21 protein-coding genes are annotated in these 21,615 nt (G+C 69.9%); 14 read left to right on the top strand and 7 right to left on the bottom strand.

Translation table 11 applies throughout. From position 1 onward, the window contains the following. Nucleotides 1–74 precede the first annotated feature (74 nt). Nucleotides 75–1,058, top strand: a complete 984-nt coding sequence (locus EIZ45_RS23260) for an SMI1/KNR4 family protein (RefSeq protein ID WP_134665703.1) — start codon at nucleotides 75–77, stop codon at nucleotides 1,056–1,058. Nucleotides 1,059–1,560: 502 nt separating this feature from the next. On the opposite strand, the gene EIZ45_RS23250 is transcribed toward EIZ45_RS23260, so the two are convergent. Beyond that, a complete protein-coding gene (locus EIZ45_RS23250; RefSeq protein ID WP_043827645.1) occupies nucleotides 1,561–1,908 on the bottom strand; it encodes a hypothetical protein in 348 nt (115 codons plus the stop codon). 193 nt (nucleotides 1,909–2,101) lie between these two features. Between EIZ45_RS23250 and lpdA the strand changes: the two genes are divergently transcribed. The 7 genes from lpdA to lipB all read left to right on the top strand — a co-directional run bounded on the left by lpdA (nucleotide 2,102) and on the right by lipB (nucleotide 9,305). Beyond that, a complete protein-coding gene (lpdA, locus tag EIZ45_RS23245; RefSeq protein ID WP_037809512.1) occupies nucleotides 2,102–3,475 on the top strand; it encodes a dihydrolipoyl dehydrogenase in 1,374 nt (457 codons plus the stop codon). 55 nt (nucleotides 3,476–3,530) lie between these two features. Continuing rightward, a complete protein-coding gene (sucB, locus tag EIZ45_RS23240; RefSeq protein WP_134665701.1) occupies nucleotides 3,531–5,330 on the top strand; it encodes a 2-oxoglutarate dehydrogenase, E2 component, dihydrolipoamide succinyltransferase in 1,800 nt (599 codons plus the stop codon). 114 nt (nucleotides 5,331–5,444) lie between these two features. After that, nucleotides 5,445–6,554, top strand: a complete 1,110-nt coding sequence (locus EIZ45_RS23235) for a serine hydrolase (RefSeq protein ID WP_134665699.1) — start codon at nucleotides 5,445–5,447, stop codon at nucleotides 6,552–6,554. A gap of 5 nt (nucleotides 6,555–6,559) precedes the next feature. Next, on the top strand, nucleotides 6,560–7,045 hold the full coding sequence (locus EIZ45_RS23230; protein ID WP_037809509.1) for a helix-turn-helix transcriptional regulator: 486 nt from the start codon (nucleotides 6,560–6,562) through the stop codon (nucleotides 7,043–7,045). Nucleotides 7,046–7,060: 15 nt separating this feature from the next. Then, the gene (locus EIZ45_RS23225) at nucleotides 7,061–7,939 is read left to right on the top strand and encodes a TIGR01777 family oxidoreductase (RefSeq protein ID WP_134665697.1); all 879 of its coding nucleotides are present in this window, start codon (nucleotides 7,061–7,063) and stop codon (nucleotides 7,937–7,939) included. Continuing rightward, complete coding sequence (locus EIZ45_RS23220) at nucleotides 7,936–8,565, top strand: phosphatase PAP2 family protein (RefSeq protein WP_043827649.1); 630 nt, start codon at nucleotides 7,936–7,938, stop codon at nucleotides 8,563–8,565. The genes EIZ45_RS23225 and EIZ45_RS23220 overlap by 4 nt, the downstream gene beginning before the upstream one ends. Further along, nucleotides 8,562–9,305, top strand: a complete 744-nt coding sequence (gene lipB / locus EIZ45_RS23215; RefSeq protein ID WP_043827650.1) for a lipoyl(octanoyl) transferase LipB — start codon at nucleotides 8,562–8,564, stop codon at nucleotides 9,303–9,305. The genes EIZ45_RS23220 and lipB overlap by 4 nt, the downstream gene beginning before the upstream one ends. A gap of 64 nt (nucleotides 9,306–9,369) precedes the next feature. Here the strand turns inward: lipB and EIZ45_RS23210 are convergent, their stop codons facing one another. Together EIZ45_RS23210 and EIZ45_RS23205 are read right to left on the bottom strand one after the other, a co-directional pair. Further along, complete coding sequence (locus EIZ45_RS23210; RefSeq protein ID WP_043827651.1) at nucleotides 9,370–10,305, bottom strand: LLM class F420-dependent oxidoreductase; 936 nt, start codon at nucleotides 10,303–10,305, stop codon at nucleotides 9,370–9,372. A gap of 25 nt (nucleotides 10,306–10,330) precedes the next feature. After that, nucleotides 10,331–10,951 (bottom strand): TetR/AcrR family transcriptional regulator, encoded by a 621-nt coding sequence (locus tag EIZ45_RS23205; protein WP_037809498.1) that lies wholly within the window; start codon nucleotides 10,949–10,951, stop codon nucleotides 10,331–10,333. A gap of 132 nt (nucleotides 10,952–11,083) precedes the next feature. Between EIZ45_RS23205 and EIZ45_RS23200 the strand changes: the two genes are divergently transcribed. Together EIZ45_RS23200 and EIZ45_RS23195 are read left to right on the top strand one after the other, a co-directional pair. Continuing rightward, nucleotides 11,084–11,605 (top strand): hypothetical protein, encoded by a 522-nt coding sequence (locus tag EIZ45_RS23200; protein WP_037809496.1) that lies wholly within the window; start codon nucleotides 11,084–11,086, stop codon nucleotides 11,603–11,605. A 19-nt stretch (nucleotides 11,606–11,624) separates the two neighbouring features. Continuing rightward, on the top strand, nucleotides 11,625–12,569 hold the full coding sequence (locus EIZ45_RS23195; RefSeq protein ID WP_134665695.1) for an oxidoreductase: 945 nt from the start codon (nucleotides 11,625–11,627) through the stop codon (nucleotides 12,567–12,569). On the opposite strand, the gene EIZ45_RS23190 is transcribed toward EIZ45_RS23195, so the two are convergent. The 4 genes from EIZ45_RS23190 to EIZ45_RS23175 are packed head-to-tail and all read right to left on the bottom strand — an operon-like array spanning nucleotide 12,550 to nucleotide 16,415. Next, entirely contained in the window at nucleotides 12,550–13,989 is a 1,440-nt protein-coding gene (locus EIZ45_RS23190; RefSeq protein WP_240690745.1) for a cell wall metabolism sensor histidine kinase WalK, read from the bottom strand. The two genes, EIZ45_RS23195 and EIZ45_RS23190, sit on opposite strands and share 20 nt — an antisense overlap. Before the next feature lie 17 nt (nucleotides 13,990–14,006). Beyond that, nucleotides 14,007–14,702 (bottom strand): response regulator transcription factor, encoded by a 696-nt coding sequence (locus tag EIZ45_RS23185; RefSeq protein ID WP_134665939.1) that lies wholly within the window; start codon nucleotides 14,700–14,702, stop codon nucleotides 14,007–14,009. Nucleotides 14,703–14,736: 34 nt separating this feature from the next. Further along, nucleotides 14,737–15,510, bottom strand: coding sequence for an ABC transporter permease (locus tag EIZ45_RS23180; protein WP_134665693.1), 774 nt, complete (start codon nucleotides 15,508–15,510; stop codon nucleotides 14,737–14,739). Next, nucleotides 15,507–16,415, bottom strand: a complete 909-nt coding sequence (locus EIZ45_RS23175) for an ABC transporter ATP-binding protein (RefSeq protein WP_134665691.1) — start codon at nucleotides 16,413–16,415, stop codon at nucleotides 15,507–15,509. Before EIZ45_RS23175 ends, EIZ45_RS23180 begins: the two co-directional genes overlap by 4 nt. A gap of 128 nt (nucleotides 16,416–16,543) precedes the next feature. Between EIZ45_RS23175 and lipA the strand changes: the two genes are divergently transcribed. The 4 genes from lipA to EIZ45_RS23155 all read left to right on the top strand — a co-directional run bounded on the left by lipA (nucleotide 16,544) and on the right by EIZ45_RS23155 (nucleotide 20,586). Continuing rightward, entirely contained in the window at nucleotides 16,544–17,545 is a 1,002-nt protein-coding gene (gene lipA, locus EIZ45_RS23170) for a lipoyl synthase (RefSeq protein ID WP_134665689.1), read from the top strand. Between the two features lie 103 nt (nucleotides 17,546–17,648). Next, nucleotides 17,649–18,326, top strand: coding sequence for a DedA family protein (locus EIZ45_RS23165; protein WP_043839989.1), 678 nt, complete (start codon nucleotides 17,649–17,651; stop codon nucleotides 18,324–18,326). Between the two features lie 57 nt (nucleotides 18,327–18,383). Next, nucleotides 18,384–19,253: a patatin-like phospholipase family protein gene (locus EIZ45_RS23160; protein WP_134665687.1), complete on the top strand. Its 870-nt coding sequence runs from the start codon at nucleotides 18,384–18,386 to the stop codon at nucleotides 19,251–19,253. Between the two features lie 130 nt (nucleotides 19,254–19,383). After that, nucleotides 19,384–20,586 carry an Ig-like domain-containing protein gene (locus tag EIZ45_RS23155; RefSeq protein ID WP_037820778.1) on the top strand — a complete coding sequence of 401 codons (1,203 nt, stop codon included), beginning with the start codon at nucleotides 19,384–19,386 and terminating at the stop codon, nucleotides 20,584–20,586. Nucleotides 20,587–21,615: the final 1,029 nt, after the last annotated feature.

Genomic DNA, 21,615 nt, shown 5'->3' with positions numbered 1-21,615 from the left:
TTGACCCGGAGGCCCCGCACCCACGCCGGTGCGGGGCCTCCGTCGTGTCCGCGGCCGTGTGGCACGCTCGCGACATGCAGCGCGACGACTACCTCGAAACCGCCGTCCGCGACGTGCTCACCGCCGACGAGGCCGCCGCTGACCGCAGGATCGGCCACGCCGCACTCCTCCTGGCAACCGCAGGCGCGACCGACGCCTCCGACCGCCTTGTCACGCAATGGCACGCGGTAACCGGCCGCCCAACGTCCGCACTCGCCGACGACGCCGTGCACGCCCGCGCCTGGGCAATGCTCTTCGAGGCCCGCGGCGACCGTCCACAATGGGCAGACGCCCTCGCCCCGCTAGACCTGGACGCAGAAGAACAAGCCCACCAAGCCTTCCTCACCCGCCGAGTGTCCGATTTGGACGGTCTCTTCGACGGCTCACCAGTCGCAGGCGCAGTCTCCGCGCTCGCCCCCAAGCGCCCCGACCCGATACGCGACGCACTCGCCGCCGCCGACCTCGACGCATGGGCCACCCTCGTGGAAAACCACCCCACCCCAGACGTCGCAACCCTCGCCGCCACCCGCTCACTCACTACCCAACTAATCAACGGCGCAGATCCACTCGCCCTCGGTTCCGAATGGCCGGACCAATGCGCAGGCGCACTGATCGCCGCCCTGCGCGAACGCCACCCGACCGGCCCAGCCAGCCTCGCAGAACTGATCGCAGCGATCCTCCGCCTGCGCGGACAACCCGCCCCCGCCCCGACGCCGCCTGCCGACCTAGCCGCCGCAGAACAACGCCTCGGCCTCCGCCTGCCCGACGATTACCGTGAGTTCCTGACACTCGCAGACGGCCTACCCGCGGACGTAGTGTTCCCCCGCCTACTGCCCGCCCGAGACTTGCGCGCCGACGGATCCGTCGTGATCGTCTCCGACCCCGCGACAATCCTGCTCACCCACACCGGTGACAGCTGGCGAGCAGTCGAAGTGGACCTCACCTACGGCAGCACCGCGCACGCATCATTTCGCGCACTGCTGGAACACCACCACCGGCTTCTGGAAGCAAGCGCTTGACTCACCCGCCCGCCGAAGTCCGTGAGGGCCACCCTCACGAACCCAGATTCCCCCAGGGTTCCCCTCACGACCAGCCACCGGTCCGTGAAGGGCTCCTTCACGGACTTAGATTCCCTCAAGGAGCCCTTCACGGACCGCGACGCACCCAATGTGGCATTCGGTGCATCTAACGCACCCAATGCGGCATTCGGTGCATCTAACGCACCCAATGCCACATTGGGGCGCTAGCCCGACCCCCACCCAACCCGCAGCCGATGCACCCGCTATCGAGGCACCCAGCCCGGCACCCGCAGCCGATGCACCCAACGAGCGAGGCACCCAGCCCTCCCCCGCACCCCGATACGAAGCTCCCCTGCGGTTCGGGGGTGCTTGTCAAGGCATCTTTCCCGCCTTGACAAGCACCCCCGAACCGTCAGCACAATCAAACTTCGGGGTGCCCCACGCAACCAAGGCAGGCAATGTCGCCGCCAGGCGACGAGCCGATCACCGACAGCAGCCCACCTCAACCACCAGGCCGCCGCTTCTGCCGCTCCGTGTACTCCCGCATCCGCTTCGGATAACCAACCCGCGCAGCCTCATACACAGGAATCGTGTGCTTATGCCCGAACCGCTGCGCCGCGTCGAAGCTCCCAATACGCCGGCGGGTCCATTCCCCGTCATGAGCGACAAGCACCACAGTGGTGTCAGTCACCGTGGTCGGCGGCTCGACATACGCCTCCACCCCACGACGCGCAGCAGCCCATTCCTCCAGGTAACGGGTATCGCTCGAGCCCCCGGAGCGGCCCGCTCCCGTGCCCGCGCCGCGTCTGCCGCGGCGGCGCAACGAGTCGAAGATCCCCACTTCGACCACCTTTCTTCCGGCGAGAGTCCGGACTTCATTATTCCCGGGTTCGTGTGTGGCCGGTGTCGCAGCACCGCCTTGGCCCGGCTAGGTCGCAACGCCGATCGGCGTAGTGACAAGATGGCTGTTGTCGCGCGCGCGGTTATACCGGGTGCCGCGGCGACCGAAGCTCCACCCCTATCGCTGCCGAGGAGTTATTGAAGTGAGCGACACCTCCGCCGACCTCGTGATCCTGGGAGGCGGATCGGGCGGCTACGCCGCGGCCTTCCGCGCGGCCGAGCTGGGCCTTTCCGTCACGCTGATCGAGAAGGACAAGCTGGGCGGGACCTGCCTCCACCGGGGCTGCATCCCGACCAAGGCCCTGCTGCACGCCGCCGAGGTCGCCGACGAGGCCCGCGACGCCGAGACCTTCGGCGTCAAGGCCGTGTTCGAGGGCATCGACATCGCGGGGGTGAACAAGTACAAGGACGGGATCGTCTCCCGGCTGTACAAGGGCCTCCAGGGCCTGGCCAAGGCGCACAAGGTGAACCTCGTCGAGGGCACCGGCCGGTTCGTCGGCGGCACCACCGTCGAGGTCGACGGCACGCGCTACACCGGCAAGAACGTCATCCTCGCCACCGGTTCGTACTCGCGCACCCTGCCCGGCCTGGAGCTCGGCGGCCGCATCATCGCGAGCGAGCAGGCGCTGACGCTGGACTACGTGCCGAAGAAGGTCGTCGTGCTCGGCGGCGGCGTGATCGGCGTGGAGTTCGCCAGCGTGTGGGCCTCCTTCGGGGTCGACGTCACCGTGGTCGAGGCGCTCCCGCGGCTGGTCCCGAACGAGGACGAGTACGCCTCCAAGCAGCTCGAGCGCGCGTTCCGCCGCCGCAAGATCGCCTTCAAGACCGGCGTCCGGTTCACCGGCGCGAAGCAGGACGACAACGGCGTCAGCGTGTCGCTGGAGTCCGGCGAAACGCTGGAGGCCGACCTGCTGCTGGTCGCCGTCGGCCGCGGCCCGAACTCGGCCGGGCACGGCTACGAGGAGGCGGGCGTCCAGATCGACCGCGGCTTCGTGCTCACCGACGACCGGCTGCGCACCAACCTGCCGAACGTCTACGCGGTCGGCGACATCGTGCCGGGCCTCCAGCTCGCGCACCGCGGCTTCCAGCAGGGCATCTTCGTGGCCGAGGAGATCGCCGGGCTGAACCCGCGCGCCATCGACGAGCGCGGCATCCCGCGCGTCACCTACTCGCACCCCGAGGTCGCGTCCGTCGGGCTCACCGAGGCCCAGGCCAAGGAGAAGTACGGTTCGGACGTCACCACGTTCACCTACGACCTCGGCGGCAACGGCAAGAGCCAGATCCTCAAGACCTCCGGCGGCGTGAAGCTGGTGAAGGCCCCGGACGGCCCCGTCGTCGGCGTGCACATGGTGGGCGACCGGGTCGGCGAGCTGATCGGCGAAGCGCAGCTGATCTACAGCTGGGAGGCGTTCCCGGAGGACGTCGCCCCGCTGATCCACGCGCACCCCACGCAGACCGAGGCACTCGGCGAAGCGTTCCTCGCCCTCGCGGGCAAGCCGCTGCACGTGCACAGCTGACGCGCAACCAGCACAATCCAGACCACGTCTTAGCGATCAAGGGAGCCAGCGAACAATGGCCTACTCCGTCACGCTGCCGGAGCTCGGCGAGAGCGTCACCGAGGGAACCGTCACCCGGTGGTTGAAGCAGGAGGGCGACACCGTCGAGGTCGACGAGCCGTTGCTCGAGATCTCGACCGACAAGGTCGACACCGAAGTACCGTCGCCGGTGGCAGGCACGGTCGTGAAGATCAGCGCCAAGGAAGACGACACCGTCGAGGTCGGCGGCGAGCTGGCGGTGATCGACGACGGCACCGGCGGCGTGCCCGAGTCCTCCGCCCCGGCCCAGCAGGCCGAGCCGGAACCGGAGCCCGCGCCGCAGCAGCAGGAAGCCCCTGCCCAGGCCGAATCCGCCCCGGCCGAGTCCGCTCCGTCGCAGCCGGACACCGCTCCGGCCGCGGGCGGTTCGGGCACCGAGGTGAAGCTGCCCGAGCTGGGCGAGAGCGTCACCGAGGGCACCGTCACCCGCTGGCTGAAGCAGGTCGGCGAGTCGGTCGAGGTCGACGAGCCGCTGCTCGAGATCTCCACCGACAAGGTCGACACCGAGGTCCCGTCGCCGGTCGCCGGCACCGTGCTGGAGATCCGCGCGGGCGAGGACGAGACCGTCGAGGTCGGCGGAGTGCTCGCGGTCATCGGCGACGCGAGTGCCGCCCCGGCCGCCGCTCCGGCGCAGGAGAGCAAGCCCGCTCCCGCTCCGGAACCCGAGCCCGCTCCGGCCCCGGTCCAGGAAAGCAAGCCCGCCCCGGCCCCGGCGGCTCCGGCCCCCGCGCCCGCCGCTCCGGCCCCGGCTCCGGCTCCGGCACAGGAGAGCAAGCCCGCTCCGGCTGCCCAGGCCCCCGCGGACAACGGCTCCGCGGACGGCCCGTACGTCACGCCGCTGGTGCGCAAGCTGGCCTCCGAGCACGGCATCGACCTCGCGTCGCTGACCGGCAGCGGAGTCGGCGGCCGCATCCGCAAGCAGGACGTGCTCGCCGCGGCCGAGGCGAAGCAGAAGGCGGCTCCGGCCCCGGCTGCTTCCGCTCCGGCAGCCGCCCCGGCCGCCGCCGCTCCGTCCGCGCCGCGCGCCGCCGCGGTCTCGCCGGAGGTCGCCGCCCTGCGCGGCACCGTGCAGAAGGCGAGCCGGATCCGGCAGATCACCGCCACCAAGACCCGCGAGTCGCTGCAGGTTTCCGCGCAGCTCACGCAGGTGCACGAGGTGGACGTCACCAAGATCGCCAAGCTGCGCCAGCGCGCGAAGGCGGCGTTCAAGGAGCGCGAGGGCGTCAACCTCACGTTCCTGCCGTTCTTCGCCAAGGCGACCGTCGAGGCGCTCAAGCAGCACCCGAACGTCAACGCGTCCTACAACGAGGACACGAAGGAGATCACCTACCACGGCGCCGTGCACCTGGGCATCGCGGTGGACACCGAGCGCGGTCTGCTCTCGGTCGTGATCCACGACGCGGGCGAACTGAGCCTCGCCGGTCTCGCGCACCGCATCGCCGACCTGGCGGCGCGGGCCCGGGCCAACAAGATCAAGCCGGACGAGCTGATCGGCGGCACCTTCACCGTCACGAACATCGGCTCCAACGGGGCCCTGTTCGACACGCCGATCATCGTGCAGCCGCAGTCCGGCATGCTCGGCACCGGCGCCGTGGTGAAGCGCCCGGTCGTGGTGAGCGACGCCGAGGGCAACGACACCATCGCGGTCCGCTCGATGGCGTACCTGCCGCTGACCTACGACCACCGCCTGGTCGACGGCGCGGATGCCGGCCGCTTCCTGACCACGATCAAGCAGCGGCTGGAAGAGGGCAACTTCGAGGACGAGCTGGGTCTCTGATCCGGTAGCTCTTCGACCGAAGGCCCCCGCACTCGCCCGAGTGCGGGGGCCTTCGCCGTTTCTCCTACTTTCGGCTAATCCGGAATTCCGGAATACCGGAGTAAGCTGCTCGGCATGCTCACTCGACGAAGCTTGCTCACGTCGGTCGCAGCAGCGGGGGCCGCCACGTTCGTCCTGCCCTCGCTCGCGCTGGCCGATCCCCCTGACCAATCCACTCCCGAAGGCTGGCTCGCCCGGCTCGCGGCCCACCGCGACGACGTGTCAGCGGTTTTCTCCGACGGCGCCGGCCGCCGGTTCAGCCATCTCGCGGACCGGTCGCTCGTCGTCGCGTCCGCGATCAAGGTGGTCCATCTGCTCGCCTACACCACGGCGGTCGCCGAAGGACGGCTCGATCCGGACGAACAGGTGCGCGTCGGCGACTGGGACGCCCGGCATCCGTATATCGGCGACGGCGAGGTCGGCAAGGGCAACCACCACACCGCGCTGACTTACCTGGGAGTCCCGTGCGACGAGTACGGCGTCGCGAAGAACCCGGACCAGCGTGTGCCGCTGCGGAACATCGCGGAAATGATGATCTTCATCAGCGACAATTCCGCCGCCGACTACCTGCGGGCCCGGCTCGGCGACCGGGCGTTGCGGACCGCGGCGGCCCGCGGCGGCTGGCGGATGCCGGATGTCCGGATGTTCGGCGGCGAGGTGCTGCTGCTGTACTTCCCGGAATACTGCCCACCGCCGGGCAGCCCGGCCGCGGTCCGCCGCGCGGCGGGAGACGCGCTGTCGAACCGGTTCGCGTGCGATCCGGCGTTCCGCGCCAAGGTGCTCCCCCGCGCCGCTGAGAAACCGCCCTCCGTCGAAGCGATCATGGCGTGGACGGAATCGAGCGGACGCGGCAGCGCCGCACAGTTGTTCCGGATGCACCAGGAAATCTCCGTCAGCCGCGATCGCGCGGCCGTCCTCGCGCAGGAGATCCTCGGCGTGCCGCTCTCGGGCGACAAGCCGCCAGGCTCGAAAGCCTTGCTGTACAAGGGCGGCAGCCTTCCCGGCTGCCTCGTGTTCGGGTTCGACGTACTGTGGCCCGACCGCCGTCCCGGCACCAGCACGATCTTCCTGGAGAACTGCACTCCGGAGGATTTCGCGCACGTGCCGGTGCTGCAGCGGATGTGCATCGACGCGCTGTCCATTCCGGGCACCTTCGCGGCTTTGGAGCGTGCGCTGGGACACTGACCGGCATGACCGAAGACCTCGCCGAGCGTGTCGCGGCGCTCGAACGCCGGATGGCCGCATTGGAGGGGCGGCCCGCCGAACCCGTCCAGGACGGTCCGCCGGGGATCGTGGGCTATCAGGGTGAATTGACCGATCCCGAGCTGCGCTGGGAAATCCGGCTCACGACCCCGGCGGTCCTGTCGCTGCCGGACGGGCCGCGCGCCGAGGTGCTCGCCGCGCTGGCGAACACCGACCGGATCGCGCTCGTCCGGCTGCTCGCCCGCGACGGCGCGCAAACCGGGGCCGCGCTGCAGGAAGCCGCGGAACTCAGCTCGCCGGGGCGGCTCTACCACCATCTCAAGGCGCTCACCGCGGCCGGGCTCGTCGAGCAGGACCGCCGCGGCAGCTACCGGCTCAAGCCGACCGCCGCGATTCCCGCGCTGGTGCTGCTGACCGCCGCCGCCGACGTCGCCGGTCAGCTCCGCCCGGGTGTGCGCGAACCGGGCCGATAGGACACGATCAGAGGCATGCGGGTACTCATCGCGGGCTCCGGCGGCCTTATCGGCACCGCATTGACCGGACGGCTGCGCGAATCCGGGCACGAGGTGCGCCGGCTGGTGCGGCGCACCTCGCGGGCGGAAGACGAGCGCGGCTGGGACCCGCCGTCGGGACGGATCGACGACGGCGCGTTCGACGGCATCGACGCGGTGGTGAACCTGTGCGGCGCCCCGCTGCTGCCCGGCCGCTGGAGCGGAATGCGCAAGCAGCAGCTGCTCGACAGCCGGGTGGAGCCGACCGAAGTGCTCGCCGAAGCGGTGGCGGAGCACGGCATCGGGGTGCTGGTGAACGCCTCCGCCGTGGGCTACTACGGCAACACCGGGTCCACTGTGGTCGATGAGAACACCAAGCCGGGCAACGGTTTTCTCGCCGAGATGTGCGTCGAGTGGGAAGACGCGACCGCCGCGGCGGCCGGCGCCCGCGTGGTCTCGGTCCGCACCGGTCTCGTCCTGGCCCGCAGCGGCGGCCTGCTCGACGTGCTGCGCCCGCTCTTCCGTTTCGCACTCGGCGGACGGCTCGGCGACGGCCGCCAGTTCATGCCGTGGATCGCGCTGGACGACGAAATCGGTGCCCTCGTGCACATCCTGGAGCACGAGACGCTGTCCGGCCCGGTCAATCTCACCGGCCCGATCCCCGTCTCCAACGCCGAGTTCACCAAGGCCCTCGGCCACGCCGTGCACCGGCCCGCGCCGTGGTGGGTGCCGGAAATCGCGATGAAGATCGCCCTCGGCCAGGCCGCCGAAGAGATGGCGTTGTTCGGGCAGCGCGCAGTGCCGCGGAAGCTGGAGGCGAGCGGGTACGAATTCCGGCACCGCACCGTCGACAGCGCGCTCGCCGCGGCGACGTGACGATGCCGCGCGTCCGGTGGATCGTCACTGGAGTGGTGCTCTTCGCCGCGTTCCTCTGGCTCGGCTTCCTGGTAGACCGGCAGCCGCTGCAGCTCGACGTCGAGGTCGCAACTGCCTTGCGGGGACAGGACACGCACCCGGCCGGTCAGATCGCGGGCGTGGTGACGAACGTCCTCGGCCCGGTGCTGCCGTACGTGCTCGGCGTGGTGCTGCTGGCGATCGTGCTGCGGGACCGGTCGCAGCTCTCGCTGTGCGTGCGGCTCGCCGTAGTGCTGGTGCTGTGCCGGCTGACCAGCCTGGCGTTCAAGCCGGTGTTCCAGCGGCAGCGCCCGCGCGTGTACCCGGATCTGAGCTACCCCAGCGGCCACGTCGTCTCGGTGGCGACGACCAGCCTGGTCGTGGTCCTGCTGTGCGCCTGGCTCCGGCCGCGGGCCGTGCGGTGGGCGATCTGGCTGTCCGCCGCCGCGACCGTGCTGGCCGCGGCCTGCCGGATCGTCCTCGGCGTGCACTGGGTCACCGACACGATCGGGGCCGTGCTCGCGGTGCTCGGCGTGGGACTGGTGTCAGCGACCGCACTCCGGCTGGTCCCCTTTCCGGTGCGCGAAAGGCGTAGCCTCGACGGGTGAGTTCTTCGAGCGCAAGCTGCCGCATCGCCACCGAGCCCCTCGTCGTGCGCGAGATCGGGACGATCGACTACACCGAGGCCTGGGACCTGCAGCGGGAGATCCTCGCCGCGCGGGCGGACGAAACCGGGCCGGACACCATGCTGCTGCTGGAGCACCCGTCGGTCTACACCGCGGGCAAGCGCACCGAACCCGAGGACCGGCCCGCCGACGGCACCCCGGTGATCGACGTCGACCGCGGCGGCAAGATCACCTGGCACGGCCCCGGCCAGCTGGTCGGCTACCCGATCCTGAAGCTCGCCGACCCGATCGACGTCATGCACTACGTGCGTCGGCTGGAAGAGGCGCTGATCGTGGTGTGCGACCGGTTCGGCGTGCGCACCGGCCGCGTCGAGGGCCGCAGCGGCGTGTGGATCCCGGCCGACGAACGCGGCATCGAACGCAAGATCGCCGCGATCGGCATCCGCGTCCAGCGCGGCGTGACCATGCACGGCTTCGAGCTGAACTGCAACGCCGACCTGGCCGCGTTCGACAACATCGTGCCGTGCGGCATCCGCGACGCGGGCACCACGTCGCTGTCCTGGGAACTGCAGCGCGACGTCCCGGTCGCCGAGGTGCTGCCGGTGGCGAAGGAGCTGGTACTGGCCGCGCTCGAAGGCGAGCTGCAGGTGAGCGACGACCGCTGGCTGCCGCGCCCGGAGGCCCCGAAGGCCCCCGGCGTCACCTTCGCCCTGCAGAACTGACCCAGCTGTCCGTGAAGGACTCCTTGAGGGAATCTGATTCCCTCAAGGAGTCCTTCACGGCTTTTCAGTCCAGCTGCGGTGCGACCTCGGAGGCCACGAACTCGATGTGGTCGAGGTCGGAAAGGTCGAGCACCTGCAGGTACAGCCGGGTGATCCCGGTCTTCTCGCGCCACTGCCCGATCCGGTCGACGATCTCCGCCGCGGTCCCGGCCAGCCCGTTGGCCCGCAGTTCGCCGGTCTCCCGGCCGATCGCGGACGCGCGGCGCGCGACCTCGGCCTCGTCCCGGCCCGCCGCGAGCACGAGCGCGACCGAACGCAGGATCTCCTTCGGGTCGCGGCCGATCGCCTCCGCTGCCGCGTCCACCCGCTGGAACTGCGCGAGCGCTGTTTCGGCGTCCACGAACGGCAGGTTGAACTCGTCGGCGTACTGCGCGGCCAGCGCCGGGGTGCGTTTCTTGCCGCCCCCGCCGATGATCACCGGCGGCGCGGGCGACTGCGCGGGCTTCGGCAGCGCGGGCGAGTCGGCGAGCGTGTAGTAGTCGCCGGAGTAGGAGAACGTCTCGCCGACCGGGGTCTTCCACAGGCCGGTGATCACCGCGAGCTGCTCGGCGTAGCGGTCGAAGCGCTCCTTGAGCGGCGGCAGGGTGAGGCCGTAGGCGGTGTGCTCGTCGTCGTACCAGCCGGTGCCGAGGCCGAATTCCACGCGCCCGCCGGACATCTGGTCCACCTGCGCGACCGAGATCGCGAGCGGGCCGGGGTGGCGGAAGGTGGCCGCGGTGACGAGCGTGCCGAGCCGGACGCGCTCGGTCTCGCGGGCGAGGCCGGCGAGGGTGATCCACGCGTCGGTCGGCCCGGGAAGGCCGTCCGCGCTGCCCATCTTGAGGTAGTGGTCGCTGCGGAAGAAGGCGTCGTAGCCCGCGGCTTCGGTGGTCCGCGCGACCCGCAGCAGGTCGTCGTAGCTCGCCCCCTGCTGGGGTTCGGTGAAGATCCTCAAGTCCATGTCCGCCAGCCTAATGGCGGATCGGTCAGCCCGCGGCGGGCCGTTCTTCGTGTCCCGCGGGGCGGCGCAGCCTCGACAGCATCCGCGTGATGACGTCCTCGATTTCGGCCCCGACCTTCTTCGGGTCGGCCGCGCCCGCGATCTCGGTGGCCGCGCTCGACAGCGCGCCGAACAGCAGCCGCGCGGTGAGGTCGACCGGCACCGGCTCCACCTCGCCGGCGTCGACGAGCAGCTGCAGCCCGGACCGCACGAGCCCGAAGCTCGACTGTTCCTCGGCCTCGCGCCAGCGTTCCCAGCCCATCACGACCGGTCCCTCGTGGATGGCGATCCGCTGGTAGGAGGGGTCGAGGCAGCTGCGGATGAACGCCTGCAGCCCGCCCATCGCGCGCTCCCACGGCTCGCCGTCGCCGGTCATGATCTTCTGCAGCCGGTCGTAGACCAGGCTTTCGACCTGTTCGAAGGCGGCCTCGAAGAGCGCCTGTTTCCCGCTGAAATGGTGGTACAGCGCGCCTTTCGTGACGCGGGCGCGCTTGGCCACCTCGTCGAGCGAGGTGCCCGCGTATCCGCGTTTCGTGAACAGTTCGACCGCGCTGTCGACCAGGGCGGATCGGGTCGACTCGGAGTAGTCGAGTCGTCGGGACCTCATTGTCGGCACGCTCACAACCTTACGCCGGGGCCCGACGGACCATACCCGTGGTATGTTGGCTGCGTCAGGTCCGTACCGGGAGTATGCCGCAGACCGGCAGTATGACCCGGGTCACGGAAGGGGAGCCACACCATGAGCTGGACCGACTTCTACCGGCGGCGAGAGATCCTCGATGCCGCTGTCCGCCAGGCGAGGCGCGCGCCGCAGGCACCGCTGTCGCTGGCCGAAATCCCGGGTGCCGCCGACGAGTTCGGCACCGAAGAGAACCTGTTGCTGGCACTGCAGTACAAGTGGACGCAGCTGCTCAGCGGCTACCTGCGCGCCGAGTTCGCCGATCCCGACGAGGCGGATCTTCCCGGCGACCAGGTCGACGCCGTCACCCGCGCGTGGCGGCAGGCGCAGCACGACCACGAAGACCTTCGTGCGGCACTGGACGGCGCGCTGGAGCGCTGCCCCGCGCTGGAACCGCTGCACCGCACCGAACTGCACATGCTGGCGCTCACCGCGGGCCTCGCCGAACCGGACGAGCCCGCCGAAGAGATCGTCAAGGTCGGGCGGACGCTCGACGCGCTGATCCGCGCCGGCGACACCGGCCCGGTCCGCAGGCGCGGCCCGGTCGGGCATCTGATGCGCCTGCTCGCGCCGAGTGCGTGACGTGTAGTTAGCTGACCCGATGAACGAACGCTGGACCGAGGCCCGGATCCCCGACCAGAGCGGCCGGACCGTCCTGATCACCGGAGCGAATTCCGGCCTCGGCCTGCGTTCGGCGGAAGTCCTCGCCGCGCACGGCGCCCGCGTGCTGCTCGGCTGCCGCTCGCCGGAACGCGGCGAAACCGCGCTCGAGCGGGTCCGCGCCGCGGCTTCCGGGGCCAAACCCGAACTCGTGCGCGTGGACCTCGCCGACCTGGCGTCCGTCCGGAAAGCCGCCGCGACCGTGCGCGAACTCACCGGCGACGCGCTGGACGTGCTGATGAACAACGCCGGGGTCATGGCCACCGCACAAGGCCGCACCGCGGACGGTTTCGAGCTCCAATTCGGCACGAACCACCTCGGGCACGCCGCGCTGACGTGGCTGCTGATGCCCGCCCTGCACGGCGCACAGGCCGGCCGCGTCGTCACGCTGTCCAGCGTCGCCGCCCTCGGCGCGCACCTGCACCTGGACGACCCGAACGCCGAACGCCGCCCATATCGCGCTGCCGCTGCGTACGGCCAGGCGAAACTGTCGAACCAAACCTTCGGCATCGAACTGGACCGACGCCTCCGCGCGGCGGATTCCACCGTGCGCAGCGTGCTCGCACATCCCGGCTACAGCGCGACCGGCCTGACCACGAACATGGCCAGCTCGTACCGGAATCCCGTGCTGCGCACCGCACTCCGGGAAATCGGCAAGCTCGGCGGAATGCTGCTGGCCCAACGCGTCGAGCACGGCGCACTGCCGCAGCTGTACGCCGCGACGGCCCCCGACGTCGAAGGCGGCGACTACATCGGACCGGTTTTCGCGGTCCGCGGCCGTCCGACGAAGGTGCGCACCCTTGCCCCGGCCCGGAATCCGGAAGCCGGGACCAGGCTGTGGGAACTGACTGCCGAGCTGACCGGCGTCACTCCCGATCCGCACTGAACTCCAGCAGCGGCAACACAATCCGGAAACACGCCCCCTCGCCGACCGCGGTCTCCAGCTCGATCTCGCCATCGTGCGCCCGCGTCAGCGACCGGGCGATCGCGAGCCCCAGACCCGCGTCCGCACCCGGTGTCCTCGCTCGCGAACGGTCCGCGCGATAGAACCGGTCGAAGACGCGTTCTGCTTGCGCCGCAGTCATTCCCGGTCCTTCGTCGGCAACCTCCAGCACCGCCCGACCGCCCACAGTCCCGACCCCGATGCGGACCGCGGTGCCCGGCGGAGTGTGCGCGACAGCGTTGCCGACGAGGTTCGTGACCACCTGCCGCAGCCGCGCCTCGTCGGCGTTCACCGGAGCCGGTCCAGGCCCGCCCTCGCCGCCAGGTCCGGTCAGCTCGATCGGCCGTGACGGGTCGAGCGCGCGCAACGCGTGCCGGGCGTCGCCAGCCAGCGTGCGCAAGTCCATCGGCGCTCGGTCGAGCTGCGCTTCCGGAGCTTCGTCAAGCTGGGCAAGCAAAAGCAGGTCATCGGTGAGCGCGGCCAGCCGGACCGCTTCCCGGTCGATCCGGTGCATGGCTTCGTCCACATCGGACTGTTCCGGGAGCGCACCCATCCGGTACAGCTCGGCGGTGCCCTTGATCCCGAAAAGCGGCGTGCGCAGTTCGTGGCTGACGTCCGCGACGAAGGTCCGCATCCGCGCCTCGGAAGCGGTCCGGTCGGCGAAGGCTCGCTCCAGCTGTCCGAGCATGGTGTTGAGCGACCCCGCCAAGCGGCCGATTTCCGTTCCCGGCGCGGCGATCCCGGGCACCCGGCGGCTGAGGTCGCCGCCCGCGATCGCCGCCGCGGTGTGCTCGATCCGGCGCAACGGACGCAGCCCGCCGCGCAGCGCGAACCAGCCGGCCCCGGTCAGCAGCACGAGCAGCACGGATCCGGTGACCACGCTGCTGATCCGCAACCGGGAGATCAGGGCGTCCGCCTCGGCGAGCGGAGCCGCCGCGATCACCGTCCCGCCCGGCGCCGGTGCCGCGACCGCGCGCCAGCGCTCCGAACCGTTCGCGGCCCGCAGGTCGGCAGGCGGGCCGTGCACCGGGACCGATCGCAGTTCCTCGGGTGAGGGCAGGGTTTCCGCCGCCAGCCGTGAAGAATGGATGCCGCCGGTCACCGCGCCGTTCGCGCCCAGATAGACCACGTACGGGGCGCCGATCAGGTCCAGCGCCGGGTCCAGCGCGGACGTCCGGGGGTCGCCCGCGGGCAGCACGCCGGACGGCACGCGCGCGATCAGCTCGGTGAAACCGCGCAGCTGGGTGTCGATCCGGTCGAGCTGGTAGCGCTCCAGACGGTCCGAGACGACGGCGCTGATCAGCGTCAACCCAGCCAGCAAGAGACCCGCCGTGATGAGCAGAAGCCGGGTGCGCAACGACATCCGGCGCAGTGGATGCCTCACCGCCGCGGTTCCCGCATCACGTAACCGACGCCGTGCACGGTGTGGATCAGCTTGGGCTCGCCGGTGTCGACCTTGCGCCGCAGATAGGAGATGTAGGTGTCGACGATGCTGGCGTCGCCGCCGAAGTCGTACTGCCACACCCGGTCGAGGATCTGCGCCTTCGACACCACGCGCCCGGCGTTCTCCATCAGATACCGCAACAGCCGGAATTCGGTGGCCGAGACGCGGACCGGCTGCCCGGCCCGCGTCACCTGATGGCCTTCCGCGTCGAGCACCAGCTCGCCCACCGTCACCACCGCCTGGTGTCCTTGCGTGCGCCGGAGGATCGCGTGGATCCGCGCGATGAGCTCCTCCAGGTCGAACGGTTTGGTGACGTAGTCGTCGGCACCCAGTGACAGGCCGGCGACCTTGTCCGCCTGCCGGTCGCGGGCGGTGAGGAAGAGCACCGGCACCGGTCCGCCGCGGCCGGGCCGGTGCCGTTCGCGCAAACGCCGGGCGACCTCGAAACCGTCCGCGTCCGGCAGCATCACGTCGAGCAGCACCAGGTCAGGCGGCTCTTCCGCAGCGGAGGTGACTGCCTCGCCCGCCGTCGCCGCGGACCTCACCTCGAACCCGGCGAACCGCAACGCCGCCGACAACAACTGCCGCACGGTGGCCTCGTCGTCGACCACCAGCAGCCGAGCGGGCGTCATCCCTGCCATGAACGCCAGCGTACGGAGACCACGGTCACACGTCCCGCCTGCGGAACGCCGCGAACGCGACGGCGAGCACCACGGCCACGCCGACGTACAGGCCGGCGAGGTTGAGCCACGGATCCGGGTACGCCGGATCGAACTTGCCGGAGAAGATCGCTGCCGCGCCCTTGGACGGCCAGAACGTGAACAGCCACTGCATCCAGGACGGGAAAAGGTCGGCGACAGCAGGCACCAGCAGCACGATCCCGACCAGCGCGGCCAGCGCACCCGCGGTCGCCCGGATCAGCGTGCCGAGACCGACCGCGAGCAACGCGATCGCGGCGAGGTACAGCCCACCGCCCACCACGGCACCGAGCACGCCAGGCTCGCCGAGACTCACGTGCGGCAACTGCTGCCCGGCGAGAAACCCTTGTCCGATCAGGAAAGCGGCGAACATCAGCACTTGCCCGGCCACGACGGCGACCGCGGCGGCGAGCACCACCTTCGCCGCCAGCAGCCGGGACCGCCGAGGCGTCGCCGTGAGCGATGTCTGGATCAGCCCGGTCGCGTATTCCGACGTGACGACCAGGACACCCAGCACCCCGATGATCAGCTGCGCGACGATGAAGGACTTCAAGCTGAGAGCCGTCGGATCCCAGGCCGCGCGTTCCGCGGCCGTCGCCTTGGCGTACTCGGCGCCCGCCGAAGCGGTCGCCAGCGCGGTGATGCCGAGCCCGGCGGCGAACAGGCTGGCCACGGTGTACCAGGTGGAACGCAGGCTGCGGAGCTTGATCCACTCCGACCTGAGCGTGCCGGAGACGATCACGCGGCAACCCCCTGGTACTCGATGCTGTCCTCGGTGAGCGCGAGGAACGCGTCCTCGAGCGAAACCCGCTGCGGCGTGAGCTCCCCGAGCGCGACCCCGTGGTACGCGGCCAGTTTTCCGATCTCGTCGCTGGTCAGGCCCGAAACGACCAGCGCGTCTCCAGCGCTGTCCCGCACGGTGGCTCCGGCGGCGAGCAGATGGCGGGCGAACCCGTCCGGATCGGCGGCGCGGACGAGCACCGAACCCGCCTGACCGGCCAGTTCGGCGGTGGCGGTGTCGGCGAGCAGCTTGCCCCTGCCGATGACGATCAGCCGGTCGGCGGTCTGCGCCATCTCGCTCATGAGATGGCTGGACACCAGCACCGCGCGGCCGTCGCGGGCGAGCGAGCGCATGAAGTCCCGGATCCAGCGGATGCCCTCGGGGTCGAGGCCGTTCACCGGTTCGTCGAAAATCAGCACCCGGGGGTCGCCGAGCAGCGCGGCCGCGATGCCGAGCCGCTGCCGCATCCCGAGCGAAAATCCGCCTGCCCTCCGCCCGGCCGCGCTCTCCAGACCGGTGCGCGCGAGCACGTCGTCGACCCGGCTCCGCGGCAGCCGGTTGCTCGCCGCGAGCGCGAGAAGGTGGCCGCGCGCCTTGCGGGCCCCGTGCACGGCACCCGCGTCGAGCAGCGCGCCGACCTCCGTGAGCGGCACTGCGAGGTCCCGGTAGCGCCGTCCGCCGATCGTCACCGACCCGCGCGTCGGGGCGGCGAGGCCGGTGATCATCTTCAGCGTCGTGGACTTGCCCGCCCCGTTCGGCCCGAGGAACCCGGTGACCTGCCCGGGCTCGACGCTGAACGACAGGTCGTCCACCACGGTGTCGGGCCCGTACCGTTTCGTGAGCCCGCGTACTTCGATCGCTGTCATGCTGGCGAGCGTTCCCGGCCGGTCCGGGCGAATCCGCAGAGCTTCTGGGAGAACCCTGTGCGTTCGCGGCCGTCCACGGGCTGGATTGGGTCCCGTTCACAGGAAAACCTCGGCGTAGGGTGGGGATCGTGACTGCTGCACCGGAGGGGCGGAAGTTGTTGCGGCTTGAGGTGCGCAACAGCGAGACGCCGATCGAGAAGAAGCCGTCGTGGATCAAGACGCGGGTGCGGATGGGTCCGGAGTTCACCGAACTCAAGGGGCTCGTGCGCCGCGAAGGCCTCCATACCGTCTGCGAAGAAGCGGGTTGTCCCAACATTTACGAATGCTGGGAAGACCGGGAGGCCACGTTCTTGATCGGCGGGGACCAGTGCACCCGGCGCTGTGACTTCTGTCAGATCGACACGGGCAAGCCTGCTGCGTTGGACCGGACGGAGCCGCGGAAGGTCGCGGAGTCGGTGCAGGCCATGGGGCTGCGGTACTCGACGATCACCGGGGTCGCCCGGGACGATCTCGAGGACGGTGGTGCGTGGCTGTACGCGGAGACGGTGCGTCAGATCCACGCGCTGAACCCGGGCACCGGTGTCGAGCTGCTGATCCCGGACTTCAACGCCGAACCCGACCAGCTGGCTGAGGTGTTCGGGTCGCGGCCGGAGGTTTTGGCGCACAACGTGGAGACGGTGCCGCGGATCTTCAAGCGGATCCGCCCCGGCTTCCGCTACGCGCGCTCCCTGGACGTCATCACCCAGGCCCGCGCGGCCGGTTTGGTGACGAAGTCGAACCTGATCCTCGGCATGGGCGAAACCCCCGAGGAGGTCAGCGTCGCGTTGCAGGACCTCTTCGACGCGGGCTGCGAGATCATCACCATCACCCAGTACCTGCGGCCTTCCCCACGGCACCACCCGGTCGACCGCTGGGTCAAGCCGGAGGAATTCGTCGAGCACGCCAAGACCGCCGAGGCGATCGGCTTCCCCGGCGTGATGGCCGGTCCCCTGGTCCGCTCGTCCTACCGCGCCGGACGGCTCTACGCCCAGACCAAGGCGCACCGCGGCGAGGCGCTCCCGGAGAACCTCGCCCACCTGACCGCCGAAGGACCGGCGGCGCAAGAAGCCAGCAGCCTGCTGTCCCGCTGAACCCGTACCGACGAGGGGCCCCGGTTACGCACCGGGGCCCCTTATTCGTCTCCGCGTCCCCTGAACGTGGCACGCTATTCCCAAGAATCAGTAAAGTGATGGTGTGGCTTTAGTAACGGACATCCTCGACTGGTTGCAAGCACTCCCCCAACCGGGTCTCGTCGCGGCGGCAGGCGGGCTCGTGCTGGCCGAGTGCACGATCGGCCTCGGCTTCATCGCCCCGGGCGAATCGGGCCTGCTGATCGCGGCGACCACGGCGACGTCCGTGCCCCGCTTCCTGACGCTGTGGGCGGTCGTCACCGTCTGCGCGGCGCTGGGCGATTCGATCGGGTACGCCCTCGGCCGGAAGTTCGGGCCGCGGCTGCGGGAGACGAAGCTCATCCGCAAATACGGGCTGGACGCCTGGGACAAGGCCACCGGCGTCCTCGAACGCCGGGGCGCGTGGGCGGTGTTCTTCGCGCGGTTCCTGCCGGTGCTGCGCACCCTGACGCCGGCCGCCGCGGGAGCGTCGAACCTGCCGTTCCGCAAGTTCCTCCCGGCGACCGCCGCCGGCGCGTTCTGCTGGTCGCTCGTGCACATCAGCCTCGGCGCGGCGCTGGGCGAGGCGGCGAAGCAGGTCGAGAGCGCGATGAACACCGGGTTCCTCGTGGTGGCCGCGCTGGTGATCGGGGTGCTGGTTTTCTTCTTGCTGCGCATGAAGAAACGCAAGGCACTGGGCATCACCGGTTCCGCCGCTTCGCCGGACGAGCAGCCGGAAGAGCCCGCCCGCACCGGCAATTGACCGAGGTCACTCGAAGTCACCCGCCCGGGAGCCGTCCGGCTGATTAGATTCGACCGTATGCAGGCACTTGACCTCCCGAAGCCGGTCGCGTTCGTCCTCGGCGGGGGCGGCAGCCTCGGCGCGCTGCAGGTGGGCATGCTGCAAGCCCTCGACGAAGCGGGCATCACGCCGGATCTGGCGGTCGGCACGTCCGTCGGCTCGCTGAACGCCGCGGTGCTCGCGTTGGCCGGCGACGACCGGCTCCGGCGGCTCCGCGACATCTGGGCGCACATGACGAAGGCCGAGGCTTTCCCCGGCGGCGTGCTCAGCCAGGTCCGGACGCTCCGGCACAGCAAAACCCACCTGTTCCCGAACACCGGTCTCGCCAGGATCATCGACGACCACCTCGGCGCCGGCCGCCGGTTCGAGGATCTGGCGATGCCGCTGGGCGTCGTCACCACCGACGTCGACACCGCCGAACCGGTTCTGCTCACCTCTGGTCCGCTGCAAGCACCGCTCCTGGCGAGCTGCGCGATCCCCGGCATCTACCCGCCGGTGCCGTACGAGGACCGTCTCCTCTACGACGGCGGCCTGGTCGCCAACGTCCCGATGCGGCAGGCGTTGCGCATGGGCGCGAAGTCGCTGGTCGTCCTGGACTGCGCGTTCCCCGGCAAAATGCCCGGCGCGCCCCGGACGTTCGCCGAGGTGATGATGTTCACCGCGATGATCAGCATGCGCAACCAGGCCGTGCTGGAAGCGCCGGTCGCCGCCCGGACGGTGCCGGTGGTCTACCTGCCGGGCCCGGCGCCGGTTCAGGTGAGCCCGCTGGACTTTTCGCGCACCGACGACCTGGCGTCGCAGGCCTATCACGCCGCGCGAGACCACTTGAAGGAACTGACCGTCGACGGCCCCGGCTTGTACGGCGCGCCCGGATTGCTGCGTCCCTGATCCGCGACGCGGAATTCGCGAACGTGATCCGCGTCACCCTAATGCACCGATCCGCCGGTCGGGGCGTCTTTCCGATCGCGTAGTTTTGCAGTTGAACCTGCCGGTCCTGGACCCTCACAAAAGAGACATAATGTTCCCGAAGAAGACATTTTTTCCGCTCGCCGGAATTCTCGCGGCGACCGTGCTGCTTTCCGCCTGTTCCTCCGGGGACGGCGGCAGCAACGCTGGCACGCCCGGTGCGCCGGGCGGGTCGAGCCAGACCGCGACACCGGCTTCGGTGTCGATCGAACCGGCCAACGCGTCCGGGATCAGCCCGAGCACGCCGATCGTCGTGAAGGCGGCGAACGGGAAGCTCACGGACGTCACGGTCACGAGCTCCAAGGGCAAAGCCGTCGCGGGCGAGTTCTCTCCGGACAAGCTCAGCTGGACGACCACCGAGGTCCTCGGCTACGGCGGCACGTACCAGGTGAAGGCGCATGCCCAAGGCGCGGACGGGAAATCCGTCGAACAGCAGGGCCAGGTGACCACGCTGTCGCCGAAGAAGCAGGCGAACGCGAACCTGATCCCGGCCCCGAACGCGGTGAAGAGCTCGGGCGTCGGCGTGGGCCAGCCGATCGTGTTCAGCTTCGGCGTCCCGGTGAAGAACAAGGCCGCGGTGGAGAAGGCGCTCACGGTCGAGTCGTCGCCGAAGCAGGACGGCAGCTGGTATTGGATGGACGACAAGAACGTCCACTACCGGCCGAAGGAATACTGGAAGCCGGGCACCACGCTGACGGTGACCGCGAAGATTTACGGCGTCGATTTCGGAAATGGCGTGTACGGAGCGGACGATCGCACCGAATCGTACAAGGTGCACGATTCGTGGATCGCGAAAGCCGACGGCAACAGCGAACAGATGCAGATCTTCCACAACGGTTCGATGGTGAAGTCGATGCCGATCTCGATGGGCAAGGACGCGACCCCCACCCACCTCGGCCCGCACGTCATCTCGGACAAGCAGGCGAACTACACGATGGACTCCTGCACGTACGGCGTGTGCCCGCCGGACCCGAAGGCGTACCGCTCGAACGAGAAGTTCTCCGAACGCATCTCGAACGACGGAGAGTTCGTCCACGAGAACCCGAACAGCGTCGGGCAACAGGGCAGCTCCAACGTCTCGCACGGCTGCATCAACCTGAACGCCGCGAACGCGGAGTGGTTCTTCAACAACTTCGGCCTGGGAGACGTCGTAGAAGTCACCAACTCAGGCGGCCCGCAACTCCCGGTGTGGGACCTGTACGGCGACTGGTCCAAGTCCTGGACCGACTGGCAGAAGGGCTCGGCCCTGAAGTAGCCCCTCACGGCCCGGCTTGGGTTGGGCAAGGTTGAGGCTGGTTCGGCTGAACGGTTCGACTGAGAAGGGTGCCGGAGCTTCTTGCTCCGGCACCCTTTTTGCTGCCCTGGGGTTGGAGGGGTTACCGGGGCTGGGCTGGGCTGCGTTGCTGCGAGGTAGTGATCGGGACCGGGCTGCGTTGCCGCGGAGCAGTTAGCGGCACCGAGTCGCGTTGCCGCGGAGCACTGATCGGGACCGGGCCGCGTTGCCGCGGAGTAGTGAGCAGCTCCGGGCCTTGTCGCCCCAGAACAGTTAGCCGCACCGAACCGCGTCGCCGCAGAGTAGTGAGCGGCACCGAGTCGCGTTGCCGCGGAGCAGTTAGCGGCACTGGGCTGTGTCGCTGCCGAGCAGTGACCGACACCGGGCCATGCCGCTGCGGAGCGGCTATCGGCACCGGGCCGCAGTGCCGTCAGATCGGCTGCGGAGACGAAGCCCGGCCCACCGTTGCCGGTCTTGCTGCCTCGATCTCATCGCCTAGTGCCGCCCATTGCTCCCTGGCGCGGACGCCTTCCCTCGCAGCGCCGCTTTGCCGGCGGTGCTGGACGTTTCTCTGCGTGTCGCATCGCTTCCCCGCCGCCGGTGCTGGGAGCCGCCACCTCCGTGGTGAGCGCACAAGGCAGGCGAAGCTCGCCCAGGACTAGTTGCTCCGTTGTCTGCCCTGCTGGCTGGATCTTGTTGCCTCGTGCCGCCACTGCCTGCACTGCTGAATGGGGCCAACCAGTTGCTCGCTTCCGCGGGATGCGTTCCCCTCTCACGCTCCTGGGGTCTTGAAGCCCAGTCCTGCGCACGCCGCGGCGCGATCCAGTTGCAGCTTTCGGGAGGCTCCGAAGAAATAGCTTGGGCATGACGAAGGCCCGAACTCGTTGCCGGGTTCGGGCCTTGTTCTGGTCCGGATACGAGTCTGGGCCCCGGGAGAACCACCAGGGGTTCTCGGACCGGGGCCCAGACCTATCAGGTTAAGTTCGGCGGTGTCCTACTCTCCCACAACCC

Source organism: Amycolatopsis sp. CFH S0740, from assembly GCF_004522315.1.
Lineage (GTDB): Bacteria > Actinomycetota > Actinomycetes > Mycobacteriales > Pseudonocardiaceae > Amycolatopsis > Amycolatopsis nivea.
Note: the sequence above shows the minus strand (reverse complement) of the source record. Positions and strands in the feature narration are given on the sequence as shown.

Coding starts and splice junctions, on each gene's coding strand:
- EIZ45_RS23260 (WP_134665703.1), top strand. CDS start 75: ATGCAGCGCGACGACTACCTCGAAACCGCCGTCCGCGACGTGCTCACC.
- sucB (WP_134665701.1), top strand. CDS start 3,531: ATGGCCTACTCCGTCACGCTGCCGGAGCTCGGCGAGAGCGTCACCGAG.
- EIZ45_RS23235 (WP_134665699.1), top strand. CDS start 5,445: ATGCTCACTCGACGAAGCTTGCTCACGTCGGTCGCAGCAGCGGGGGCC.
- EIZ45_RS23230 (WP_037809509.1), top strand. CDS start 6,560: ATGACCGAAGACCTCGCCGAGCGTGTCGCGGCGCTCGAACGCCGGATG.
- EIZ45_RS23225 (WP_134665697.1), top strand. CDS start 7,061: ATGCGGGTACTCATCGCGGGCTCCGGCGGCCTTATCGGCACCGCATTG.
- EIZ45_RS23210 (WP_043827651.1), bottom strand. CDS start 10,305: ATGGACTTGAGGATCTTCACCGAACCCCAGCAGGGGGCGAGCTACGAC.
- EIZ45_RS23205 (WP_037809498.1), bottom strand. CDS start 10,951: ATGAGGTCCCGACGACTCGACTACTCCGAGTCGACCCGATCCGCCCTG.
- EIZ45_RS23200 (WP_037809496.1), top strand. CDS start 11,084: ATGAGCTGGACCGACTTCTACCGGCGGCGAGAGATCCTCGATGCCGCT.
- EIZ45_RS23195 (WP_134665695.1), top strand. CDS start 11,625: ATGAACGAACGCTGGACCGAGGCCCGGATCCCCGACCAGAGCGGCCGG.
- EIZ45_RS23190 (WP_240690745.1), bottom strand. CDS start 13,989: ATGTCGTTGCGCACCCGGCTTCTGCTCATCACGGCGGGTCTCTTGCTG.
- EIZ45_RS23185 (WP_134665939.1), bottom strand. CDS start 14,702: ATGACGCCCGCTCGGCTGCTGGTGGTCGACGACGAGGCCACCGTGCGG.
- EIZ45_RS23175 (WP_134665691.1), bottom strand. CDS start 16,415: ATGACAGCGATCGAAGTACGCGGGCTCACGAAACGGTACGGGCCCGAC.
- EIZ45_RS23160 (WP_134665687.1), top strand. CDS start 18,384: ATGCAGGCACTTGACCTCCCGAAGCCGGTCGCGTTCGTCCTCGGCGGG.
- EIZ45_RS23155 (WP_037820778.1), top strand. CDS start 19,384: ATGTTCCCGAAGAAGACATTTTTTCCGCTCGCCGGAATTCTCGCGGCG.